The 21,295-nt window shown below is 32.7% G+C and carries 17 protein-coding genes; 16 read left to right on the top strand and 1 reads right to left on the bottom strand.

The window, feature by feature from the left end; all coding sequences use genetic code 11:
* Positions 1-52: 52 nt before the first annotated feature.
* Positions 53-508 carry a hypothetical protein gene (locus tag AWE51_RS18925; RefSeq protein WP_066317789.1) on the bottom strand — a complete coding sequence of 152 codons (456 nt, stop codon included), beginning with the start codon at positions 506-508 and terminating at the stop codon, positions 53-55.
* 164 nt (positions 509-672) lie between these two features.
* Between AWE51_RS18925 and rsgA the strand changes: the two genes are divergently transcribed.
* The 16 genes from rsgA to AWE51_RS18845 all read left to right on the top strand — a co-directional run bounded on the left by rsgA (position 673) and on the right by AWE51_RS18845 (position 21,227).
* Positions 673-1,623 (top strand): ribosome small subunit-dependent GTPase A, encoded by a 951-nt coding sequence (rsgA, locus tag AWE51_RS18920; protein WP_066316775.1) that lies wholly within the window; start codon positions 673-675, stop codon positions 1,621-1,623.
* Between the two features lie 154 nt (positions 1,624-1,777).
* A complete protein-coding gene (gene dtd, locus AWE51_RS18915) occupies positions 1,778-2,230 on the top strand; it encodes a D-aminoacyl-tRNA deacylase (protein ID WP_066316773.1) in 453 nt (150 codons plus the stop codon).
* Positions 2,231-2,258: 28 nt separating this feature from the next.
* Positions 2,259-4,172, top strand: a complete 1,914-nt coding sequence (locus AWE51_RS18910) for a DUF3857 domain-containing protein (protein ID WP_066316772.1) — start codon at positions 2,259-2,261, stop codon at positions 4,170-4,172.
* 22 nt (positions 4,173-4,194) lie between these two features.
* On the top strand, positions 4,195-6,165 hold the full coding sequence (locus tag AWE51_RS18905; protein ID WP_066316771.1) for a DUF3857 domain-containing protein: 1,971 nt from the start codon (positions 4,195-4,197) through the stop codon (positions 6,163-6,165).
* Positions 6,166-6,245: 80 nt separating this feature from the next.
* Entirely contained in the window at positions 6,246-8,282 is a 2,037-nt protein-coding gene (locus tag AWE51_RS18900; RefSeq protein WP_066316770.1) for a DUF3857 domain-containing protein, read from the top strand.
* Position 8,283: 1 nt separating this feature from the next.
* Complete coding sequence (locus AWE51_RS18895; RefSeq protein WP_066316767.1) at positions 8,284-8,610, top strand: nucleotide pyrophosphohydrolase; 327 nt, start codon at positions 8,284-8,286, stop codon at positions 8,608-8,610.
* Positions 8,611-8,862 (top strand): hypothetical protein, encoded by a 252-nt coding sequence (locus AWE51_RS18890; RefSeq protein WP_066316764.1) that lies wholly within the window; start codon positions 8,611-8,613, stop codon positions 8,860-8,862.
* A gap of 1 nt (position 8,863) precedes the next feature.
* Positions 8,864-10,087 (top strand): 3-phosphoshikimate 1-carboxyvinyltransferase, encoded by a 1,224-nt coding sequence (locus tag AWE51_RS18885; protein ID WP_066316761.1) that lies wholly within the window; start codon positions 8,864-8,866, stop codon positions 10,085-10,087.
* Positions 10,088-10,255: 168 nt separating this feature from the next.
* Positions 10,256-11,305, top strand: a complete 1,050-nt coding sequence (gene queA, locus AWE51_RS18880; RefSeq protein WP_066316759.1) for a tRNA preQ1(34) S-adenosylmethionine ribosyltransferase-isomerase QueA — start codon at positions 10,256-10,258, stop codon at positions 11,303-11,305.
* A gap of 300 nt (positions 11,306-11,605) precedes the next feature.
* A complete protein-coding gene (locus AWE51_RS18875) occupies positions 11,606-12,529 on the top strand; it encodes a chalcone isomerase family protein (RefSeq protein WP_066316756.1) in 924 nt (307 codons plus the stop codon).
* Between the two features lie 137 nt (positions 12,530-12,666).
* A complete protein-coding gene (gene rlmN / locus AWE51_RS18870; protein ID WP_066316755.1) occupies positions 12,667-13,707 on the top strand; it encodes a 23S rRNA (adenine(2503)-C(2))-methyltransferase RlmN in 1,041 nt (346 codons plus the stop codon).
* 110 nt (positions 13,708-13,817) lie between these two features.
* On the top strand, positions 13,818-14,795 hold the full coding sequence (locus AWE51_RS18865; protein WP_066316754.1) for a polyprenyl synthetase family protein: 978 nt from the start codon (positions 13,818-13,820) through the stop codon (positions 14,793-14,795).
* Positions 14,796-14,908: 113 nt separating this feature from the next.
* On the top strand, positions 14,909-15,478 hold the full coding sequence (locus AWE51_RS18860; protein WP_066316748.1) for an RNA polymerase sigma factor: 570 nt from the start codon (positions 14,909-14,911) through the stop codon (positions 15,476-15,478).
* Positions 15,459-16,289, top strand: a complete 831-nt coding sequence (locus tag AWE51_RS18855) for a hypothetical protein (protein WP_066316747.1) — start codon at positions 15,459-15,461, stop codon at positions 16,287-16,289. Before AWE51_RS18860 ends, AWE51_RS18855 begins: the two co-directional genes overlap by 20 nt.
* Before the next feature lie 77 nt (positions 16,290-16,366).
* On the top strand, positions 16,367-17,434 hold the full coding sequence (locus AWE51_RS18850) for a porin family protein (RefSeq protein WP_066316746.1): 1,068 nt from the start codon (positions 16,367-16,369) through the stop codon (positions 17,432-17,434).
* A 517-nt stretch (positions 17,435-17,951) separates the two neighbouring features.
* The gene (locus tag AWE51_RS18845) at positions 17,952-21,227 is read left to right on the top strand and encodes a fibronectin type III domain-containing protein (RefSeq protein ID WP_066316743.1); all 3,276 of its coding nucleotides are present in this window, start codon (positions 17,952-17,954) and stop codon (positions 21,225-21,227) included.
* Positions 21,228-21,295: the final 68 nt, after the last annotated feature.

Below are 21,295 nucleotides of genomic sequence, written 5' to 3'. Positions count from 1 at the left end.
AAATTAAAACCACCCGTTAGTATATCAAACGGGTGGTTTTAATTATGTGGTTTTATTTTTTTCTTTTAAAAGTATAACGAGTGACATAAATACCATTACCGTCACCTTTTCCACCAAAACTTTCGACACCACTAGTAATAAAGGCTAAATCCCATCCTTGTGAAGCCATTTCGTTAATTTTTGAAGTTACAATCGCATCATTTGCAGCTATGTTCTGGAAACGAATTCCACCAAGGTTAAAAAAGTTTAATAATTTAGTTTCGTCAAAACCTTTAACACGAATTTCTCCACGATCAGATTTATTTCTCTTGTCTTTTTCACCAGTACGAGTAGAAGTAAATTCTTTGTAATCTCTAGTTTCATTAGTGGTAATCATTCTTGATCTACCTAGCCCACTAGGTACTATAGATTCAATAACGGTTACGATCTGAAATTCATACACGTCTTGTGCAAAAGAAGATTGGAAACTAATAAAAGTAAGTGCAAGTAATAATAAAATTTTTTTCATTATGGTTTGTTTTTTAAGATTAATATCAGGCATTTCATCAATAGTTGTGCCATAAAGCTTTTTTAACTTTGTATATCTAAAACAAACAAGAATAAAAATACCCTACTTTTATAAAAGTGAAAAATAGGGAGTACAAAAAAATTAATAGTTGCATCTTTGTGCTTATGACAGGTACTGTTTATAAATCTACTGGGAGTTGGTATACCGTTAAGACTAATGATGGTAAGGTATACGAGTGTCGTATTAAAGGGAAATTTCGCATAAAAGGAATAAAAAGTACAAACCCTGTATCTGTCGGCGATAAAGTCGATTTTAAATTAGAAACCAAAAATGATCAAGAGACTGGGGTGATAGAAAATATCTGGGAACGCCAAAATTATATTATAAGGAAGTCAGTAAACCTATCCAAACAAACTCATATTATTGCAGCAAATATAGATACGGTTTTTTTATTAGTTACTTTGAATAACCCTCCTACTTTTACGGCATTTATAGACCGGTTTTTAGTTACTGCAGAAGCTTATGAGATTAAGGCTGTGTTACTTTTTAATAAAATAGATACATACAACGAAGATGAGTTGTTAGAAATAAAATATTTGGCAGCTTTATATAGAGAGATCGGTTATGAGTGTATTGGTATTTCAGCCAAAACAGGTAAAAATATTGATCAAGTAAAAGCCCTAATGAATGGTAAAGTATCTATGTTCTCTGGGCATAGTGGTGTAGGAAAATCTACCTTGGTAAATTTAATTGAACCTAATTTATCTTTAAAAACAGCAGCGATAAGTGATCAACACCAACAAGGGCAACATACTACTACTTTTGCAGAAATGTTTGATCTAAGTTTTGATGCTAAAATTATTGATACTCCAGGAATTAAAGGATTCGGTATAGTTGATATGGATAAAGAGGAGCTAGGGGACTATTTTCCTGAGTTTTTTGAATTAAAATCGAAATGCAAGTTTAATAATTGTATGCATATTAATGAACCTAAATGTGCAGTCAAAGAAGCTTTAGATAATGAGGAGGTAGCTTGGTCAAGATATAAAAGCTATTTGCAGATTCTTGAAGGAGAAGAAGAGCATTATAGAAAGAATTCTTATGATGAAGATTGATTTCAGGTTTAGAAAATGTGATTTTTGGTATACTTTCTGATAAATAAAAACAAAAAAATATTTCTCAGTTTCAAAAAATGAAACTAAAACTATTTAAAATTGCAATATAAAACATTAAGCACGATGTTTTTGTTGCAAAAATTTAGATGAATATATGAGAGCAGTAATTCAGAGAGTGTCTGAAGCTTCAGTAACAGTAAAGGGAGATATTGTTTCTGAAATTAATCAAGGATTGTTGATTCTTCTTGGAATAGAAGATGATGATGATCATCAAGATGTTGGTTGGTTGTCGAAAAAAGTAGCTAATCTGAGAATCTTTGGAGATGAAAATGATATTATGAACAAAAGTATTCTTGATATAAAAGGAGATGCTATTGTTGTAAGTCAATTTACACTGCATGCAAGTACAAAGAAAGGAAATAGACCTAGTTATATTAAGGCAGCCAAGCCAGATGTAGCTATACCATTATATGAAGCATTTATTAAACAACTAGAAAAGGATTTGGGAAAACAAGTAGGGACGGGTATATTTGGAGCCGATATGAAAGTATCTTTGCTCAATGACGGACCAGTCACTATACTTGTTGATACCAAAAATAAAGAGTAATCTACCCCACCCAAAATATTAGATTTATATGCAAAAAACAGCACTACAATTTCTTGTAGCAATTGTCTTATTTACTTATACAGACATTTATGCTCAAGACGAGATTAATTTACAAGTTTCGCAAATCGATACTTCTCTTACAAAAGATGCCAATGCGGTTGTAAGATCGGAAGAAGTAGTTATAGAAATTAATTCTATTAGCTCTGTAACCGTAAAAACTAAAAGAATAGTAACCGTATTTAATAAATATGGAAAAGGATATGCAGATTCATATGAGGCTTATGATCCTACTACAAAAATTAAAAAACTCCAAGCGATTGTTTATGATTCATCTGGAGAAGAGATAAAAAAGTATAAAAAGAAAGATTTCAATGATAGAAGTGTTTATGATGGGATTTCGTTAATGAATGATAATCGTATGATGTATTTTCAATATACCCCTTTAAGTTATCCGTACACTTTGGTATTTGAAAGTGAAGTCGAAAGTTCAACAACAGCATTTATTCAACCCTGGAACCCAATAGTTGCTTATCGATTAGGTGTTGAAAAATCATCATATAAGATTCTAAATTCAACAGGAATTAAATTGAGATTAAAGGAAGTGAATTTTGACGAGTATCCTATTGTAATAAATAAAACAGATCAAGAGATTAGATATGAAATCTCAAATGTGGCAGCAAGGTTACCAGAAGTTAATAGTCCATCATATGATCTTATGGTACCCATGGTAAAAGTGGCTTTAAATAACTTCTCATTAGCCGAGGTAAAAGGATATGGTGTAGATTGGAAATCTTTTGGTAAATGGCAATATGATAATTTGGTAGCAGGTAGGGATGAATTGTCTTCAGAGACTATAGCAAAAATAAGTGCCCTAGTTGCAGATGCAAAAACCAAAAAAGAAAAGGCAAAGTTGATTTATGAGTATGTTCAGGATAAAACCAGATATATAAGTGTCCAATTAGGGATTGGTGGGTGGATGCCATTCCTGGCTAGTGATGTTGATCGACTGGGGTACGGAGATTGTAAAGCACTTACAAATTATACAAAAGCGCTTTTGGATAGTCAAGATATAACTTCTTATTATACTGTTGTTTATGCAAAAGAAAGAAGAGATATCGATCCTGAGTTTGCATCAATGCAAGGAAATCATGTTATTCTTAATATCCCTGATGATAATGAAGACTTATGGTTAGAATGTACAAGTCAAACACTTCCGTTTAATTTTATTGGTGATTTTACAGATGATAGAAATGTGCTTGTTATTAAACCTGAAGGTGGTGAAATAAAGAGAACAAAAAAGTATAAGCCCGAAGAGAATTTACAGCATTGCGGTGCTACGATAACGATTAATGAGGACGCATCAATGTTTGCTGAAATTAAAAGATCATCTCAAGGATTAGAATATGATTGGAATTATAACACTCAGTTTAAAACTCCTAAGGATCAAAAATTACATTATAAAGAATACTGGGATTATATCAATAATTTAGAAATCACTTCTATTAAATTAAATGATGATAAGGATACCGTCAAATTCACAGAAGATATAAAAGTATCCTGTACATCATATGGAAAAAAAGCAGGAAGCCGACTATTAATAGCTCCAAACCTTTTTAGTTGTGATCAGAGTAACTTTCCTAAATATAAAAATAGACAAACGGCTCTAGTAATTTCTAGAGGTTATGTTAATACAGATGACTATGTGATCAATTTACCTAAAGGATACATTTTAGGAAATTTACCAGAGAAAAAAACAATCAAAACCGAGTTTGGGAGCTATAGTTATGAGCTCGAAAAAATAACTGATAATCAGATTAGATTTAAACGATATCTAAAAATTGTTGATGGCACTTTTCCAAAAGAAAAGTATGAAGAATATAGAAACTTTAGAGCGGCAATTAAAAAAACAGATAAGTCACGAATAGTACTAAAACAATCATAGCATACCAATAACCACAATTAAAATGAAAAAAATAAAAAAATTACTATTAGGGTTAATCCTAATGGTAGCTATATCATCTTTTGCCCAAGAATATAAATTTGGAGAAGTATCCAAAGAAGAATTACTAGAAACGTCTTACCCTTTTGATAAATCTGCAAATGCAGCAGTGTTATTTGAGAAAAAGAAAATTTACTATGATTATGATCCAAAACAAGGGTTTGTCTTAACGACAGAAGTTTTTAAGAGAATCAAGTTGTATACAAAAAATGGTTTTGGTCATGCTAGTGAAGAATTATTCCTTTATCAGAGTAATGGGACAGCTGAGAGGGTTTCTGGTCTTTCTGGTGTTACATACTCACTGGCTGAAGATGGATCTGTTATAGAAACAAAACTAAAAAATGATGGTATTTTTAAAACTGAAGTTTCGGGATCTCTAAAAAAAATGTCATTTACAATGCCTGCCTTAACTAAAGGATCAATTATAGAATATAAGTATAAAATATTATCTCCTTTCTCAAGAAGTATTGATAGAATTTTGTTGCAATATGATATTCCGATTAAAAAAATAAAAGTTTCACTTGCGATTCCTGAGTATTATACGTTCAGAAAAAGAACAGCTGGTTTTTTACCCATTAATATCAGGGAGTCTTCAGATAGACAAAGTGATATGATTTATAGTCAAAGAGTTGATTATAATGTAACAAAATATGATATAAGTGCGCAACAAGTTACAGCCTTTAAAAAAGAACCTTATTCAGGAAATTATATGAACTATGTTTCGGCCTTAAGTTTCGAATTACAGTCTGTGCAATTTCCATATAGTACTATACAGAATTATGCTTCTACTTGGGGCGGAATTGCCAAAGGGGCTTTTAAAAATTCCCGTTTTGGTGGTGCTATGAATACTACAAAATATTTCAAGAAAGACATTGATCAGTTAATTTCTGGAGTATCTGACCCAATGAAGAAAATGAACTTAATTTATGATTATGTAAAAGAGAAAATGACCTGGAATGATAGATTTGCAGTAATGCCCAGAAAAAACATGAAAAAGGTGTATGAAGAAAGAGTGGGAACCGCAGCAGAGATTAACTTAATGCTGATCGCAATGTTGAAATATGCAAAGGTAAATGTAAAACCAATATTAGTGAGTTCAAGTAATAAAGCATTGTCATTATTTCCTACACTGCAAGGGTTAGATTATGTTGTAGCCAGAGTTAAAGTAAATGAAGATGTTTATTTCTTAGATGCAACAGATAAGTATGGTGAGCCTAATGTATTACCTGATCGAGTAGTTCAGGGTTTAGGACGGTTGATTACAGAAAGAGGGGATTCTGATATGGTAATGTTTAGACCGTCTAAAGTATCTCTAAAACAAAATGTCCTATTGTGTCAAATTGAAGAAGATGGTAATATAAAGGGAAAACAAAGAGTGAAATATACCTCTTATGAAGCACATGATTTTAGAGTACAGAATGCATCCAAAAAAGAAGAAGAACATATAAAGCGTTTAAAGTCTATTTATGGGATCCAAAACATTTCGGAATATAAGGTTGACAATGTTGAAAACATAGGTGAGGCAATTTCAGAAAGTTTTGCTTTTGAAGTTTCTGATGAGATCGAAGTTATAGAAGATGAGATGTTTTTTTCTCCTTTACTATTTTTAAGAAATAAAGAGAATGTTTTTAAATCTGACGAAAGAAAATATCCCGTAGATTTGAGGTATGGATTCTCTAATAGTTATTCTGTTAATATAAAGATACCTGAAGGGTATACCGTAGCTGAAAAACCTGAAGATGTTGGGTTTCAATTACCAGAAAAGATGGGTAGCTTTGTGTTTCGAATGACTATTGTTGGAGATATGATACAGTTATTTGTTAGTGAAACTGTAAGTTCACCGTTAATAACAGAACAATATTACTCTGTATTAAAAGAGTTTTATGGACAATTAATCAAAAAAGAAAGTGATCAGGTAGTGCTTAAAAAAGTATAAAGAGTAAACGGCATTTGATGTCGTAACTGCAAAAACTAACAACATAAAGCCAAGAATTGAAAACCATAATACAAATAAACATGGAAAACTTTAAAAATGCACTGTTAGGTGTGTTCTTGTTACTCATCGCAACTGGTTTTGCTCAAGAATACAAATTTGGGAAAGTTTCTAAAGAGGAACTATCCGAGACTGCATACCCTCTGGATAAAACCGCTAATGCAGCTATCCTTTATGAGAACAAAAACATCTATATTAAGTACATCAAATCGCAAGGATTTCAATTAATAACCGAGGTAGTAAAAAGAATTAAACTTTACAATAAAGATGGATTTGAATATGCATCAGATGAGGTTTTTTTATACAAAAGAGGTAGTGATGAAGAACGAATTACCGATTTGAAAGGAACTACATATACTTTGTCAGAAGGTAAGATTGTAGAAACAAAGCTTAAGAAAGATGGCATTTTTAAAAGTAAATATTCAGAGAATTATGAACAACAGAAGTTTACCATGCCAGCATTGAAAGAAGGTTCTGTGATAGAGTATAAGTATAAAATTATCTCGCCATTCTTTTCTAGAATAGATAGGATTTATTTACAACAAGAGATCCCAATAAAACGCTTAGATGTAAAAGTAGAATCTCCGGAGTATTTTACATTTAAAAAGTTTAGTACAGGATATCTTCCGGTAAACCTTAAAGAATCCAAACGAAGTGATAGGATTGTTTTTACCAATTCAGCGGGAGGGGGCTCTGTTGATAATTACGGCCGACGAACAGCTTCTCAAAGTAGGAGCTCTCAAAGTTCATTAGATTTTTCTGTGAATACTAGTAAAATCTTTTCACGTAATGTTCCAGCTTTTGTAGTTGAACCTTTTTCAGGAAATGTAGAGAACTATATTTCGGCGATTAGTTATGAATTGTCTTTTGTTAATTTCCCTGGTGAACCCATCAAATATTATTCTACAACTTGGGAAGATGTTGTAAAGACAATTTATGCTAGTAATAACTTTGGGGATGAATTAAAGAAAAAGAGTTATTACCAAGAAGATTTAAAAACTCTCTTGTCTGGAATAAGTGACGAAGAGGAAAAAATGAGTAAAGTATTCGACTATGTAAAAAATAGAATGGTATGGAATAATAAGTATCGAGTTGGTACTACTGTTGGTGTAAAAAAAGCGTATAAAGAAAAAACAGGAAATGCTGCCGAAATCAATTTAATGCTTACATCTATGTTAACATCTGCTGGTCTTGATGCAAATCCAGTACTTGTAAGTACAAGTAATAGAGTAACTGCTCTTTTCCCAACATTAGATGGGTTTAACTATGTGATCACCAGAGTAAAATTATCAAATGGTAAATTAATTTACTTAGATGCCACAGATAAATATGGTTTACCCAATATTCTGCCCGATAGAGTCACTAGAGGAGAAGGTAGGGTTATTGGAGCAAATAATACTTCTCAAAGGGTTGATCTCAGACCCAAAAAACCTTCTTTGATTAGATATAGTATGCAATGTGAAATTAATGGAGAAGGAGAGGTAAAAGGTAAATTTAATGTAAGGCATATGGATTATCTTGCACATCGTTTTAGGGTAATGCATTCTGAAAAGGATGATGAAAGTAAAGTAAAAAGATTCAAGAAAAAATTCGAAATTGATGAGATAGAAGAATATTCTGTAAAAGGAATCGATCAATATGGTAAAGGAATTAGTGAAAGTTTTAACTTTGCAGCATATGACCAAGTAGAATTAATAGAAAATGAAATGTACTTTTCTCCTTTATTATTCTTAAGAGATAAAGAAAATTTATTTAAGTCTGATAAAAGAGATTATCCAATTGATTTTGGACATGGATTTACCAATGCATATATGTTAAATATTAAAATCCCAGAGGGGTATCAAGTAGCTGAATTACCAGAGGCTGGAGTATTTAAATTACCAGAAGATACGGGGGCTTTTACTTTTAGATCCAATGTTGCAAATGGAGTTATTCAGATTATTGCTAATGAAACGATTAATATAGCAGTGATTACTCCCGATTTTTATTTAACATTAAAGCAGTTTTATAATCAACTTGTAGAAAAAGAAAATCAACAGGTAGTTTTAAAGAAAATATAAGATGAATATTCAAAATGCTCAAAAAGCTGTAGATGATTGGATTAAAAATCATGGAGTTAGATATTTTAATGAACTCACCAATATGGCGCAACTTACCGAAGAGGTAGGAGAAGTCGCTAGAATCATAGCAAGACGATATGGAGAGCAAAGTGAAAAAGAAAGTGATAAAGACAAAGATTTAGGAGAAGAGTTAGCAGATGTTTTATTTGTTGTGTTGTGTTTAGCTAATCAAACAGGAGTTGATTTGCAAGAATCTTTTGATAAGAAGTTGGATATTAAAACTAAGAGAGACCATGATAGACATCATAATAATGAGAAATTAAAGTAGATGTTCAAAGAAATACTTTTTTCAAAAAAATATTGGCTCACTGTTGGATTTATAGGTATAGGTTTTATATTAGTCTATAGTATAATAGAGCATATGATGCAATACGGAATATCTTTGGATACCTTTTATGATGAACGAATCGAGAATGGAAAATGGGTGCGATATTTAATTTCTCGTCTAGTTGGAGGCTTATTGTATGGAATGATAATGGGGTATTACCTCGAATTAAGAAAACGAAAATCAAATCGATAACATGAATTTGAAATTACCAAGTATTTCTAAAATAGATAATACTACCTTACAGATTACGGGTTCAAAAAGTGAAACCAATAGATTATTAATACTCCGTGCATTATATCCAAATATAACAATCGAAAATGTTTCTAATAGTGATGATTCAGTATTAATGCAAAAAGCATTAAATAGCAATGAAACTATTGTGGATATTCATCATGCAGGAACCGCAATGCGATTTCTTACCGCTTATTTTGCAGTCAAAGAAGGAAGAGAAACTGTGCTTACCGGAAGTAAAAGAATGCAAGAAAGACCTATAAAAATACTGGTAGAAGCTTTACGTCAATTAGGATGCGAAATTACGTATGAAAAAGAAGAGGGGTACCCACCAATTCGAATTATTGGCAAAAAACCAAATACTAACAAAGTCAAACTACAAGCTAATGTAAGTAGTCAATATATTTCTGCATTAATGCTGATTGCTGCTTCTTTACCAGACGGTTTGATCATAACTTTAGAAGGAAAAGTTACCTCGGTACCATATATTAATATGACACTAAACCTTTTAAAAGATGTTGGTATCTCAGGTACTTTTGAGGAAAACGTAATTACAATCCAACCAAATCTTCAAGCACTATCAAAAAATGTAATCGTAGAGTCAGATTGGAGTTCTGCCTCTTATTTCTATAGTATAGCAGCATTATCTGATAATGCAGATATTACAATAGGAAGCTTTAAAGAAGAAAGTTACCAGGGCGATTCATCATTAATTGAGATCTATAAGCACCTCGGTATTCAAACCACTTTTAAAAACCATACCATTACTCTTAAAAATACAAAAAGCACCACTTGTAAGTTGCCAGAAGTGTTAGACTTGTCTAATTCTCCTGATATTGCGCAGACAATCGTTGTTACTTGTTTCGGATTAGGAATAGGTTGTTATTTAACAGGTCTTCATACATTGAAAATTAAGGAGACCGATAGATTAGAAGCGTTAAAAACAGAAATTGAAAAGATGGGCGGACAAGTTGTAATTACTCAAGATACGCTTAGGTTGATGCCTGCAAATTCAATTAAGAAAGATATTTCTATTGCAACCTATAATGATCATCGTATGGCAATGGCTTTTGCGCCATTAGCACTTAGAACTTCGTTGTATGTAGAAGATGCTAATGTTGTCTCTAAATCGTATCCTGATTTTTGGGCAGATTTGAATAGATTAGGCATTCAAACGACATCATAATTAAAAGATTGTTTTATTGTTTTGTAGGTTGTTAATAATCGTTTCTTTGTGTGGATTTGTTTCGAAATCAAATGAAATTTAATGAAGTGAATTGAAATTATATATCAATTTACTTGACAACCCCTATCACGAGATTGTATATTTGCACCTTCAAAAAAACAGACACGAATGAAATTATCGCATTTCCATTTTGATCTTCCGCAAGAGTTATTAGCAGAATACCCTGCAGAAAACAGAGACGAAGCTCGTTTAATGGTTCTTAATAGAAAAGAGCAAACCATTGAACATAAATATTTTAAAGACCTTATTGATTATTTCGAGCCCAACGATGTAATGGTGGTTAATAATACGAAGGTTTTTCCTGCTAGGTTATATGGAAATAAAGAAAAAACTGGTGCTAGAATCGAGGTTTTCTTACTTCGTGAATTAAATTCAGAAACACGTCTATGGGATGTTCTTGTAGACCCTGCCAGAAAAATCCGTATTGGAAATAAGCTTTATTTCGGTGATGATGAGAGCTTGGTAGCAGAAGTTATTGATAATACTACATCTAGAGGTCGTACCTTACGTTTTCTGTATGATGGATCATACGATGAGTTTAGACAAAAACTTACCGACTTAGGAGAAACACCTTTACCTAAGTATATCAAAAGAGATACAGAGCCAGAAGATGAAGAAAGGTATCAAACAATATACGCAAAAAATGAAGGAGCAGTAGCAGCCCCTACAGCTGGATTGCATTTTTCTAAGCATTTAATGAAACGTTTGGAAATTAAAGGAGTGGATTTTGCAGAAGTAACATTACACGTTGGTTTAGGAACATTCAACCCAGTAGAAGTAGAAGATCTATCAAAACATAAAATGGATAGTGAAGAAGCGTATATAACTGCTCATGCAACTAATATCATTAACAATGGGATTACTCAAAAGAGAAAAATATGCGCTGTAGGTACTACAGTTATGAGAGCCTTAGAGAGTTCTGTGTCTTCAGAACATACACTAAATGAATTTAGAGGATGGACTAATAAGTTTATTTTTCCACCGTATGATTTTAGTATTGCAAATTGCATGATTACAAATTTCCATACACCAAAATCTACTTTATTAATGATGGTTTCAGCTTTTGCAGGACATGATTTTCTGAAAAAAGCATATGAAGAAGCTGTTAAAGAAAAGTATAAATTTTATTCTTATGGTGATGCAATGTTAATTATCTAAGAATTAAGTAAAGAAACCCGCATAAATATGAAAATCCTATTTAGCTAGCTGTTAAATGGGATTTTTATGATAATTTTCTAAAAATTAGGCATTTAAGTTATTTTTTTTCTAAAAAAGTGCTATTTTCGCATTCGAAAAAAATTACGGGTAAACCGTAACATACAAAACGTTACATGTCGGTAAATAATGTTTTTTATCGATAAAATCAACTAAAATTGTGCAACTAAGCATATATTTTGAAAGATTGGATCGTTTTTTGTATAACCAAATTGATATTAAGAACTAAACCTATATTATACAATGAAAAAAGTTATTTTTTACATGGCACTTTTTATTACTGCCAGCTCCTTTTCTCAAACCAAAGTCGGGAGTGTTTATTTTAATGACGTGGATATGTTTGGTAAAAGTGAGCTAATGCTTAATGGAGCCGGAACTAGAGATAAACTTTATGCAGTAGCATTATATTTAGATTTTGAAGTTAATGGAGTAGAAGATGGTCTAAAAGTAGCAGAAAAAGATGATACAATGGCTATCACTATCAAAGTTACTTCATCAATCTCTAGTCAAGAACTTAAGGATATTGTGCGAAACGGATTAGAAGTAGCTACAGATGGTAATAGTTATCTTTTAGAAAATCAAATTAGAGATTTCCTCAATATTTTACCTACTCAAGTTAATAAGTTTGATATTTTTAGAATCTTACACACAAAAGGAGGTAATCTTTCTGTATTTAAGAATAAAGAACTTTTAGGTAAAATGACAAGTACCGAATTTAAAAATGCACTATTTAAAATTTGGTTAGGAGAAAACCCAGTCGATACAGAATTAAAAGAAAGTCTTTTAGCATCTTACGAAGGTAATCCTGTCTTAGGAAAATGGAAAATGGTAGATAAAAAGACCGGTGTAGCTCTTAGTACAATACAATTGTATGTTATAAAAAATAAAGTGTTTGGAGCTATAGAAAGAATGTTACGTCAATCAGAAAGAGATGCTGTTTGTTACGAATGCCAGGGAGATGATAAAAATAAAAAGATTGAAGGCCTTGTAATTATTAAAAGATTAGAGCTAAAAGGTGACAGGTATACAAACGGGAAATTTACGAATATAAGAGATGGTAAAGTTTCTGATTGTCAAATGTGGATTGATCCTGATAACCGAGACATACTTAATGTGAAGTATAAAGGTAGCGGAGGAACACAACAATGGAAAAGAATAAAGAAATAAACAATAGTTTATATAATAAAATATTGTCATTAACTTGATAAAGAAAACCCTGATAATCATGTCAGGGTTTTTAATTTTTTATAAAGAGAGTATATGGACAGTGAAGAACCATATTATCTTTATACTTTTGTAAAAGCATGGAAGTTAAGAAAAAAGATATAAGGACATTAACCAAAGAACAATTGCGTTCCTTTTTTGAAGAAATAGGAGATAAAGCATTTAGAGGTAATCAAGTTTATGAATGGCTTTGGAGTAAAGGAGCTCATAATTTTGAAGATATGACAAATATCTCTTTAACTACCAGAAAAGTGCTCGAAGAACATTTCGTGATTAATCATATTCGGGTTGATCAAATGCAAAAAAGTAAAGATGGGACTATAAAAAATGCTGTAAGATTACACGATGGATTAATCGTAGAGTCTGTATTAATTCCAACTCCAACAAGAACAACTGCTTGTGTATCGTCACAGGTAGGCTGTAGTCTTGATTGTAAGTTTTGTGCGACGGCTCGTTTAAAAAGAATGAGAAACCTAAATCCGGATGAAATTTATGATCAGGTGGTAGCTATTGATAAAGAAAGTAGGTTGTATCATAATAGGCCCTTATCCAATATCGTATTTATGGGTATGGGAGAACCGCTGATGAATTATAATAACGTGCTTAAAGCTATTGATAAAATAACCTCTTCTGAAGGGTTAGGAATGTCACCGAAAAGAATCACGGTGTCTACATCGGGTGTACCCAAAATGATAAAAAAGATGGCAGACGATGAAGTTAAGTTTAAGCTAGCGGTCTCGTTACATTCAGCCATAGAAGATACAAGAACATCTATCATGCCTTTTAATGAGACATTCCCCTTACAAGACCTTAAAGAAGCATTAGAATACTGGTACCTAAAAACAAAAAGTAGAATCACGTATGAATATGTAGTGTGGAAAGGAATTAATGATAGTCAAGAAGATATTGATGCACTTATTAGATTTTGTTCTTATGTGCCATGTAAAGTAAATTTGATCGAATATAATGCTATTGGAGATAAAGATTTTCAGCAAGCTTCTGATGCAGCTATAAATAGTTATATTAATGGATTAGAAGCAAGAGGTATCGTTGTCAATGTTCGCCGAAGTAGAGGAAAGGATATTGATGCAGCTTGTGGCCAATTGGCAAATAAATCATGATAGTACACCAAAACGTTTTTTCATCTTCTATAATTCTAGGATAACCGTCTACAAAAAAACAATTTATAGTATCTTCGCACCTAGTAAGAAATCAGAATTAGTATCGCGTATTGAAAGTCGTTGAGCAAATAAAGCTACCTATTGTTGATGAAATGGAACTTTTTGAACAGAAGTTCTCACAATCAATGTCTTCTAAGGTGGCCTTGCTAAATAGAATTACACATTATATAGTAAACAGAAAAGGGAAGCAAATGCGACCTATGTTTGTGTTTTTAGTTTCTAAAATGGTTTCAGGTGGTGAGGTAAACGAAAGAACCTACAGAGGAGCTTCAGTAATAGAACTAATACATACAGCAACTCTGGTTCATGATGACGTAGTAGATGATTCTAATAGGCGAAGAGGTTTTTTCTCAATCAATGCATTGTGGAAAAATAAAATTGCAGTATTGGTTGGAGATTATTTACTATCCAAAGGCTTATTACTATCTATTGATCATGGTGATTTTGATCTTTTAAAAATCATTTCTGTTGCAGTAAGAGAGATGAGCGAAGGTGAGCTTTTACAAATAGAAAAGGCTAGGAACCTTGATATAACTGAAGATGTTTACTACGAAATTATTCGTCAAAAAACAGCAACTTTAATTGCAGCCTGTTGTAGTTTAGGAGCATGTTCTGTTTCACCCGATTCAGACGATGTTCATAAAATGAGAAAATTTGGAGAATTAATCGGAATGGCATTTCAGATCAAAGATGACCTTTTTGACTACGGTGACACTGCAATAGGCAAACCGACAGGAATAGATATTAAAGAACAAAAAATGACACTTCCTTTGATCTATACCTTAAATCATGCATCTAAAGATAAAAGGAAATGGCTTATTAATTCTGTAAAAAACCACAATAAAGATAAAAAAAGGGTTAAAGAAGTAATAGCATTTGTAAAAAATAGTGGAGGACTAGACTACGCTATTACCGTTATGCATCAATTCAAAAACGAAGCACTATCAATTTTGTCAGAATACCCAGATTCAGACTATAAATCTTCATTAACAATGATGGTCGACTATGTAATTGATAGAAAGAAATAATAGTAATCACTGGATAAAAAGATAAAAACTTTATTTTTTTTAACCTCTAGGCAACTATTTTGTTTTTTATATCGTCTATGCTAATAGAAGATCTAATCACTTAATTATTTATATTGAAAGTTATTCAATTTTATAAAAGCGAAACGCAACTCATTAAAAAGGCGGCAAAGCAACATCGAGAAGCACAACAACAGTTGTACACTACATATGCACCAAAAATGCTAGGTGTATGTAGAAGGTATATTAAAGATGTGCATTTTGCAGAAGAAGTGATGCTTAGTGGGTTTTTAAAAGTCTTTACGAATTTAAAGAATTTTAAGTTTGAAGGAAGTTTTGAAGGATGGGTACGCAGGATTATGGTCAATGAATCGATTTCTTTTTTAAGAAAAGAAAAACAAATTTTTTTTACAGAAGATATATCAGGTTATCAAGAAGCATCGTGGAATAATATTAATACAGAATTAGAAGTAGATCAAATTCAGATGTTAATCGATAGTTTACCAGAAGGATATAGAATGGTGTTTGTGTTATATGCAATAGAAGGATACAAACATAGCGAGATAGCAAAAACATTTGGGATTTCGGAAAGCACATCAAAATCGCAACTATTTAAAGCTAGAAAACTATTGCAACAAAAATTAAACGAACAAAATAATATAAATAATGGCGCCATTGAAATTTGAAGATAAGATGAAGGAAAAGCTAGAGCAACGCGCTATAATACCTTCTAAAGATTCGTGGGACCGTTTAGCAAATGAGCTAGATAACGTTCAACACAAAAAAAAACAAAGTAAAAAGATTTGGCTATACAGCGCTGCAGCTATTTTTGTGGGAATCTTACTAACCTCTATATTTATAAATCAAAGACCCATAGGATTAGTGCAGCCCGAACTGCAAATAGTAGAAAATAATGAAGAGTTAATTAAAAATGAAAACATTAACGGGATTGTTAACGAAAGTACTCAAGAAAATTTGCTAAAAGAAAAAAAACCAACGCTATCAAATCAAGTCAAGGATAATAAAACTAGTACCGTTTCAAAAGAAAAACATAAAGAAAGAACTAGCTCTAAGAGTGTAAGACCTTCTAGTGATGTGGCTTCAAGTAACACAGCTATTAATAGCGCCCTCGATGATCAGGTACGATTAAAAGAAGTAATACGACAAGATGATAAAGACATTATAAGTATAGCAGATAATGTATTGCCAATTGATTCTTTAATAATTCAGGATAAGGTAGCAACTGTAGTAGCGCAAATTAAGGATCTGGAAAAAAATAATATAAAAGTAACTGATGCAGAAATTGATCAACTATTAATGAATGCACAACGCGAAATAGCGACCAGTAAAATAATAAAATCTAGCGCAGTAAGTGCTTCGGCTCTCTTACAAGATGTCGAAAATGAACTTGATGAAAGCTTTAAACAACGAGTATTCGATGCACTTAAAAAAGGTTTCCAAAAAGTTAGAACAGCTGTAGTAGAAAGAGATAATTAAAAATATTCATCAATCAATCATCACTTGCAATTTTCCTCCAAAAAAGGAGGAAGGTTGCAAATAAAAATCAAAAAAACATGAAGTTATTAGCAAAAATTGCTGCATTTGTGGCCATGACATGTATTGCCCAATTGTTAAATGCTCAGGAACAAGATACTAATCGAGCAGTTGAAAAACTAAAAGGGCAAAAAGAACGTATAATTACAACCGAAAAAGAAGCATTGAAAAAAGAAGTAGAAATAATAAATGAAAAATTAGCTGCAAATCAAATTACAATAGAAGAGGCTCAAAAACGTAAAGAAGCTTCTGCTCAAAATCATGCTTTAAATATAGAAAATAGGTTGGCGATAATAGATAATAAGATCGCTTTATTAGAACGTAATGGTGTAGAAAATATAAATACGGAAGATCCAAGAATAGTAATTGGGCTTACTACAGAAGAAGATAATGCAGATGTTCTTCTTGGATTAAAAATAAATACAGGAAAAGAGAGAAAGATAAAATATGATAAAAGAACTACTTCAAATATTGTGCTAGCTGTAGGACTTAATAACGCAATAGTAGAGGGGCAGTCATTAGACGATTCGGATTACAAAATTGGGGGTAGTAGATTTTTTGAACTTGGCTGGGCTTGGAAAACCAGAGTGTTTAAGAACTCTAATCTTCTACGGTTTAAATATGGGATTTCATATACATCAAACGGACTAAAACCTACCGAGAATCGATACTTTGTCGAAAACGGAGACCAAACGAATTTAGAAACATTTGGAGTAGAGTTAGATAAATCAAAGTTTAGAATGGATAATTTGGTTATCCCTGTTCATTTAGAGTTAGGTGCATCAAAAGTTAGAAAGACAGAGAATAGTATCAGATATGATACTTCACGTAAATTTAGAATTGGATTTGGAGGTTATTTAGGAGTAAACATAAGTACTCGTCAGAAATTGAAATTTAAAGAAAACGGTAATCGTATTAAAGACAAAATTAAGAGAGATTATAATACAAGTGACTTAATTTATGGTTTAAGTTCGTATGTAGGTTTTGGTGATATGACGTTATATGCCAAATATGATTTATCTCCAATTTTTAGAAATGCAATAATAGAACAAAATAATGTGTCACTTGGACTACGTTTTGACTTATGATGATCTCTGAATTACCAAAGATGTTAATTTTAACAAAAAATTAATATAACTGTTTTCAATACAATTATTAGGTGTTATTTTTTTATTTTAGCCAAGAGAGCTGCATACATATGCAGCTCTTTTTGGTTCGAAAATAACTTCATTTTTTTTAATGATTATTGCGATTTCCTTGCATTATAATGAGTACCCTATAAATACGATATACTTAATACGGGTATAACGTAATCTTGTTAAATACTTTACAAAAAATCAATTACCGTTAGATATATAGGTGAATAAAAAATCCATAATATTTTTATGGTTAAGACGTAATCATTTGGTTTTTAATGATTTGTAGGAATTTTGAACTTTTATTTTCAGATCAAATGCTCTATATTTAGTCTATTGTATAAATGTAGTTCTTTCCTGTAGATTAAGTAAAAATATTCATGTGTTTTACTACAAAATAATAGCTAGACTAAACTTAATACTAATTATATATAAACAATAGAATCTATTAACCAAAATTTCACACAAAATGAAAACAAAACTCATTTATTTAACACTACTTACGTTTTGTAGTTTTGGGCTTATTGCTCAAAAAGCACCTCAAAAAGCTAGTTTAGTTTCTAAGGCGGCTTATGTTAAAAATATTCCTCCATTATCGCAGATGGATAATATTTTATCAGCTAAAAATATGGCACACCAACCAGCACCAGTAAGAAGAAGCGGTCGTAATACTGTAATACCAGGTAAAGGTTTGCCAGCTGCAGGTCAGAGTGATCCTTTAATGGCGAAACAAAAAAATAATACCATAAGAGCAACACTTAGTGAAGAAGTTGCTTCTTTTGATGCACACCTCGGGGGGTCTCCTTTAAATGACCCTACGGGAGCTATAGGACCGAATCATTATGTATATGCATTTAACCGTGGATTCGGAATTTTAGATAGAGCAGGTAATGTATTATTACCAGAAGCGTCTCTAACTACAATATTTCCCGGTGAAGACCTTGGAGACCCGATAGTGGTATATGATAATTATGCTGATCGTTTTATTATCATGGAGTTCAGTAATACTCCTAACAGTATCCTTATTGCTGTGGGGCAAGGACCAGATCCTGTAAATGATGGATGGTTCACATATAGATTTAATACTAATGAATTTCCTGATTATGAAAAACTTTCTATATGGAGTGATGGATATTATCTTACAACTAATAAAGCACCAAGTGGTGGTTTAGGAACTTTAGAAACAGTTTATGTTGCCGAAAGAGATAAGATGCTTACAGGGGATCCTAATGCGGGATTTGTTGGATTTCAACTTGCTGGAGCTGCATCAAGTGGTTTCTATAGCCCTGCAAGTTTTAACTCTACTGGGGCTACTTTACCTCCAGTGGGAACTTCGAATTCTATTATTTACCTACAGGATGATGCTTGGGCAGGAGTTTCTAATGATCATTTAAAAATGTGGAATACCAATATTAATTGGGCAAACCCAGGTAGTTCTACAATTTCACAACCTATAGAGATTCCTACAACTCCTTTTGATAGTGTATTTGATAATGGAAGTTTTTCTAATTTATCACAACCAGGAGGTGGACAAGACATAGATGCATTACAGGCTACAGTGATGTATATGACTAATTACAGACGTTTTGGTACACATAACTCTGTAGTAATGAATTTTGTAGTAGATCTTGATGGAAATGATGATTTGGCTGGAATTCGTTGGTACGAATTACGACAAACTGGTGATGGACAACCTTGGACAATCTATCAAGAAGGAACTTATGCGCAACCAGATGGGTTAAGCGCCTTTTGTGGTAGTATTGCTCAAGATGCTCAAGGTAATATTGGACTTGCGTATAATGTAGTTAGTACTAGTGTATTTGCTTCAATTAGATATACTGGGCGATTGGCAAATGATCCATTAGGAACGATGACTCTTGCTGAGAAAGTTTCTGTAAATGGCGATAGTCAAGTACCTGGTAATCGTTTTGGAGATTATGCTCAAATGACAATAGATCCGTTAGATGATATGACTTTCTGGCACATAGGTGAGTATATGAGAAGTGGTGGAGCTGGCGTAAGAAAAAGTCATGTAGTAGCTTTTAAATTAATGCCTGATACTCCAGATACTGAAGCACCAACTGCACCTGCAAACTTAGTGGCATCTGGTACTACAGATATGGAAACTACGTTAACATGGGATGCATCTACAGATAATATAGGTGTTACGGCATACGATGTTTCTCAGGATGGTGTTGTGGTAGCAACCGTAGCAACAACAACAGCTACAATAACAGGGTTAACCGCAGAAACTACGTATGCATTTTCTGTGGTAGCAAAAGATGCTGCAGGAAATGAGTCGGCAGCAAGTAATTCTATTAACGTTACTACTGATGCTCCAGATACAACAGCACCATCAATTCCAGCTAACTTGACTGCTTCAGGTACTACAAATACACAAACCATATTAAGTTGGGATGCTTCTACAGACAATGTAGGTGTTGCAGAGTATGATGTGTCTCAAGACGGTGTAGTTGTAGCAACCGTAACAGAAACAACAGCAACGATTACTGGATTGTCTCCACAAACTACATATACTTTTACCGTTGCAGCAAAAGATGCGGCAGGAAATACATCTGCAGCTAGTGATAGTATTCGTATCACTACATTAGATAATGGACCAGGCTGTTTAAATGGAGCAGAACTTCCATATAGTGAAAGTTTTGAAGCAGACTTTGGAGGTTGGACTCAAGATACAGGTGATGATCTTGATTGGACCAGAGATGCAAATGGTACTCCATCAAACAATACGGGACCGTCAAGTGCCGATGATGGATCAACATATGTTTATGTAGAAGCATCAGGAAATGGTACAGGATTCCCTAATAAACGTGCAATTCTTACTTCTCCATGTTTTGATCTTAATAGTGCTACTACGGCTGTTTTCTCTTTTAGATATCATATGTTTGGAGCAGGAAATTTTGGTTCGTTAGATGTTGAAGTTAGTAATGATGAAGGTGCTACTTGGACAAGTCTTTGGACTAGAAATGGAAATCAAGGAAATTCATGGCAAACAGGTACTGTTGATTTAGCTGCTTATGTAGGATCAGGAATTCAATTACGATTTAATCGAGTAACCGGGAACACATGGCGAGCTGATGCGGCAATAGATAGTATCTCTCTTACGGCTGCTGGAGGACCAGGTGGATCAGATTGTGCTTCAGGAGATTTAACATTAAGTGTTACTTTTGATAATTACCCTCAAGAAACTTCTTGGGCAGTAACTGATGCAGGAGGAACAACAGTAGCATCTGAAAGCTATTCTACAGCTAATCCTGATGGATCTACAGTTTCTGAAACTATTTCTGGTTTAGCAGCAGGAACTTATACATTTACAATTTCTGATTCTTTTGGAGATGGTATTTGTTGCTCATTTGGTAATGGATCTTATACATTATCAAGCAGTGCTGGAGAAATTGTTTCTGGTGGTGAATTTACTACTAGCGAAGCTACATCATTTTGTGTAGAAGCGTCTACAGTGAGATTAGAAACATATGCATTAAGTGATCTTGATGCGGGGAATAATGCCTTTAAGATATATCCTGTTCCAGCTAAGAATATATTAAATATTTCTGTAGGTAAGAAATCTATTCAAAATGTAGAAATTTTCTCTATGTATGGTCAACGTGTATATGAGGGAGCTGAAGCACAAATTAATGTTAGTTCCTTCCCAACAGGAACATATTTTGCAAGAATTACAGGAAAAGATGAGACTTTTGTAACTAGAATGTTTAGTAAAGAGTAAATAATTAAAATAGTATATATTAATTAGTATATGAAGAGGCTGTCTTAAAAAAGACAGCCTCTTCTTTT

Source organism: Aquimarina aggregata, from assembly GCF_001632745.1.
GTDB classification, from domain to species: domain Bacteria; phylum Bacteroidota; class Bacteroidia; order Flavobacteriales; family Flavobacteriaceae; genus Aquimarina; species Aquimarina aggregata.
The sequence above is the reverse complement of the archived record's forward strand: the minus strand, read 5'-3'. Positions and strand labels throughout refer to the sequence as shown.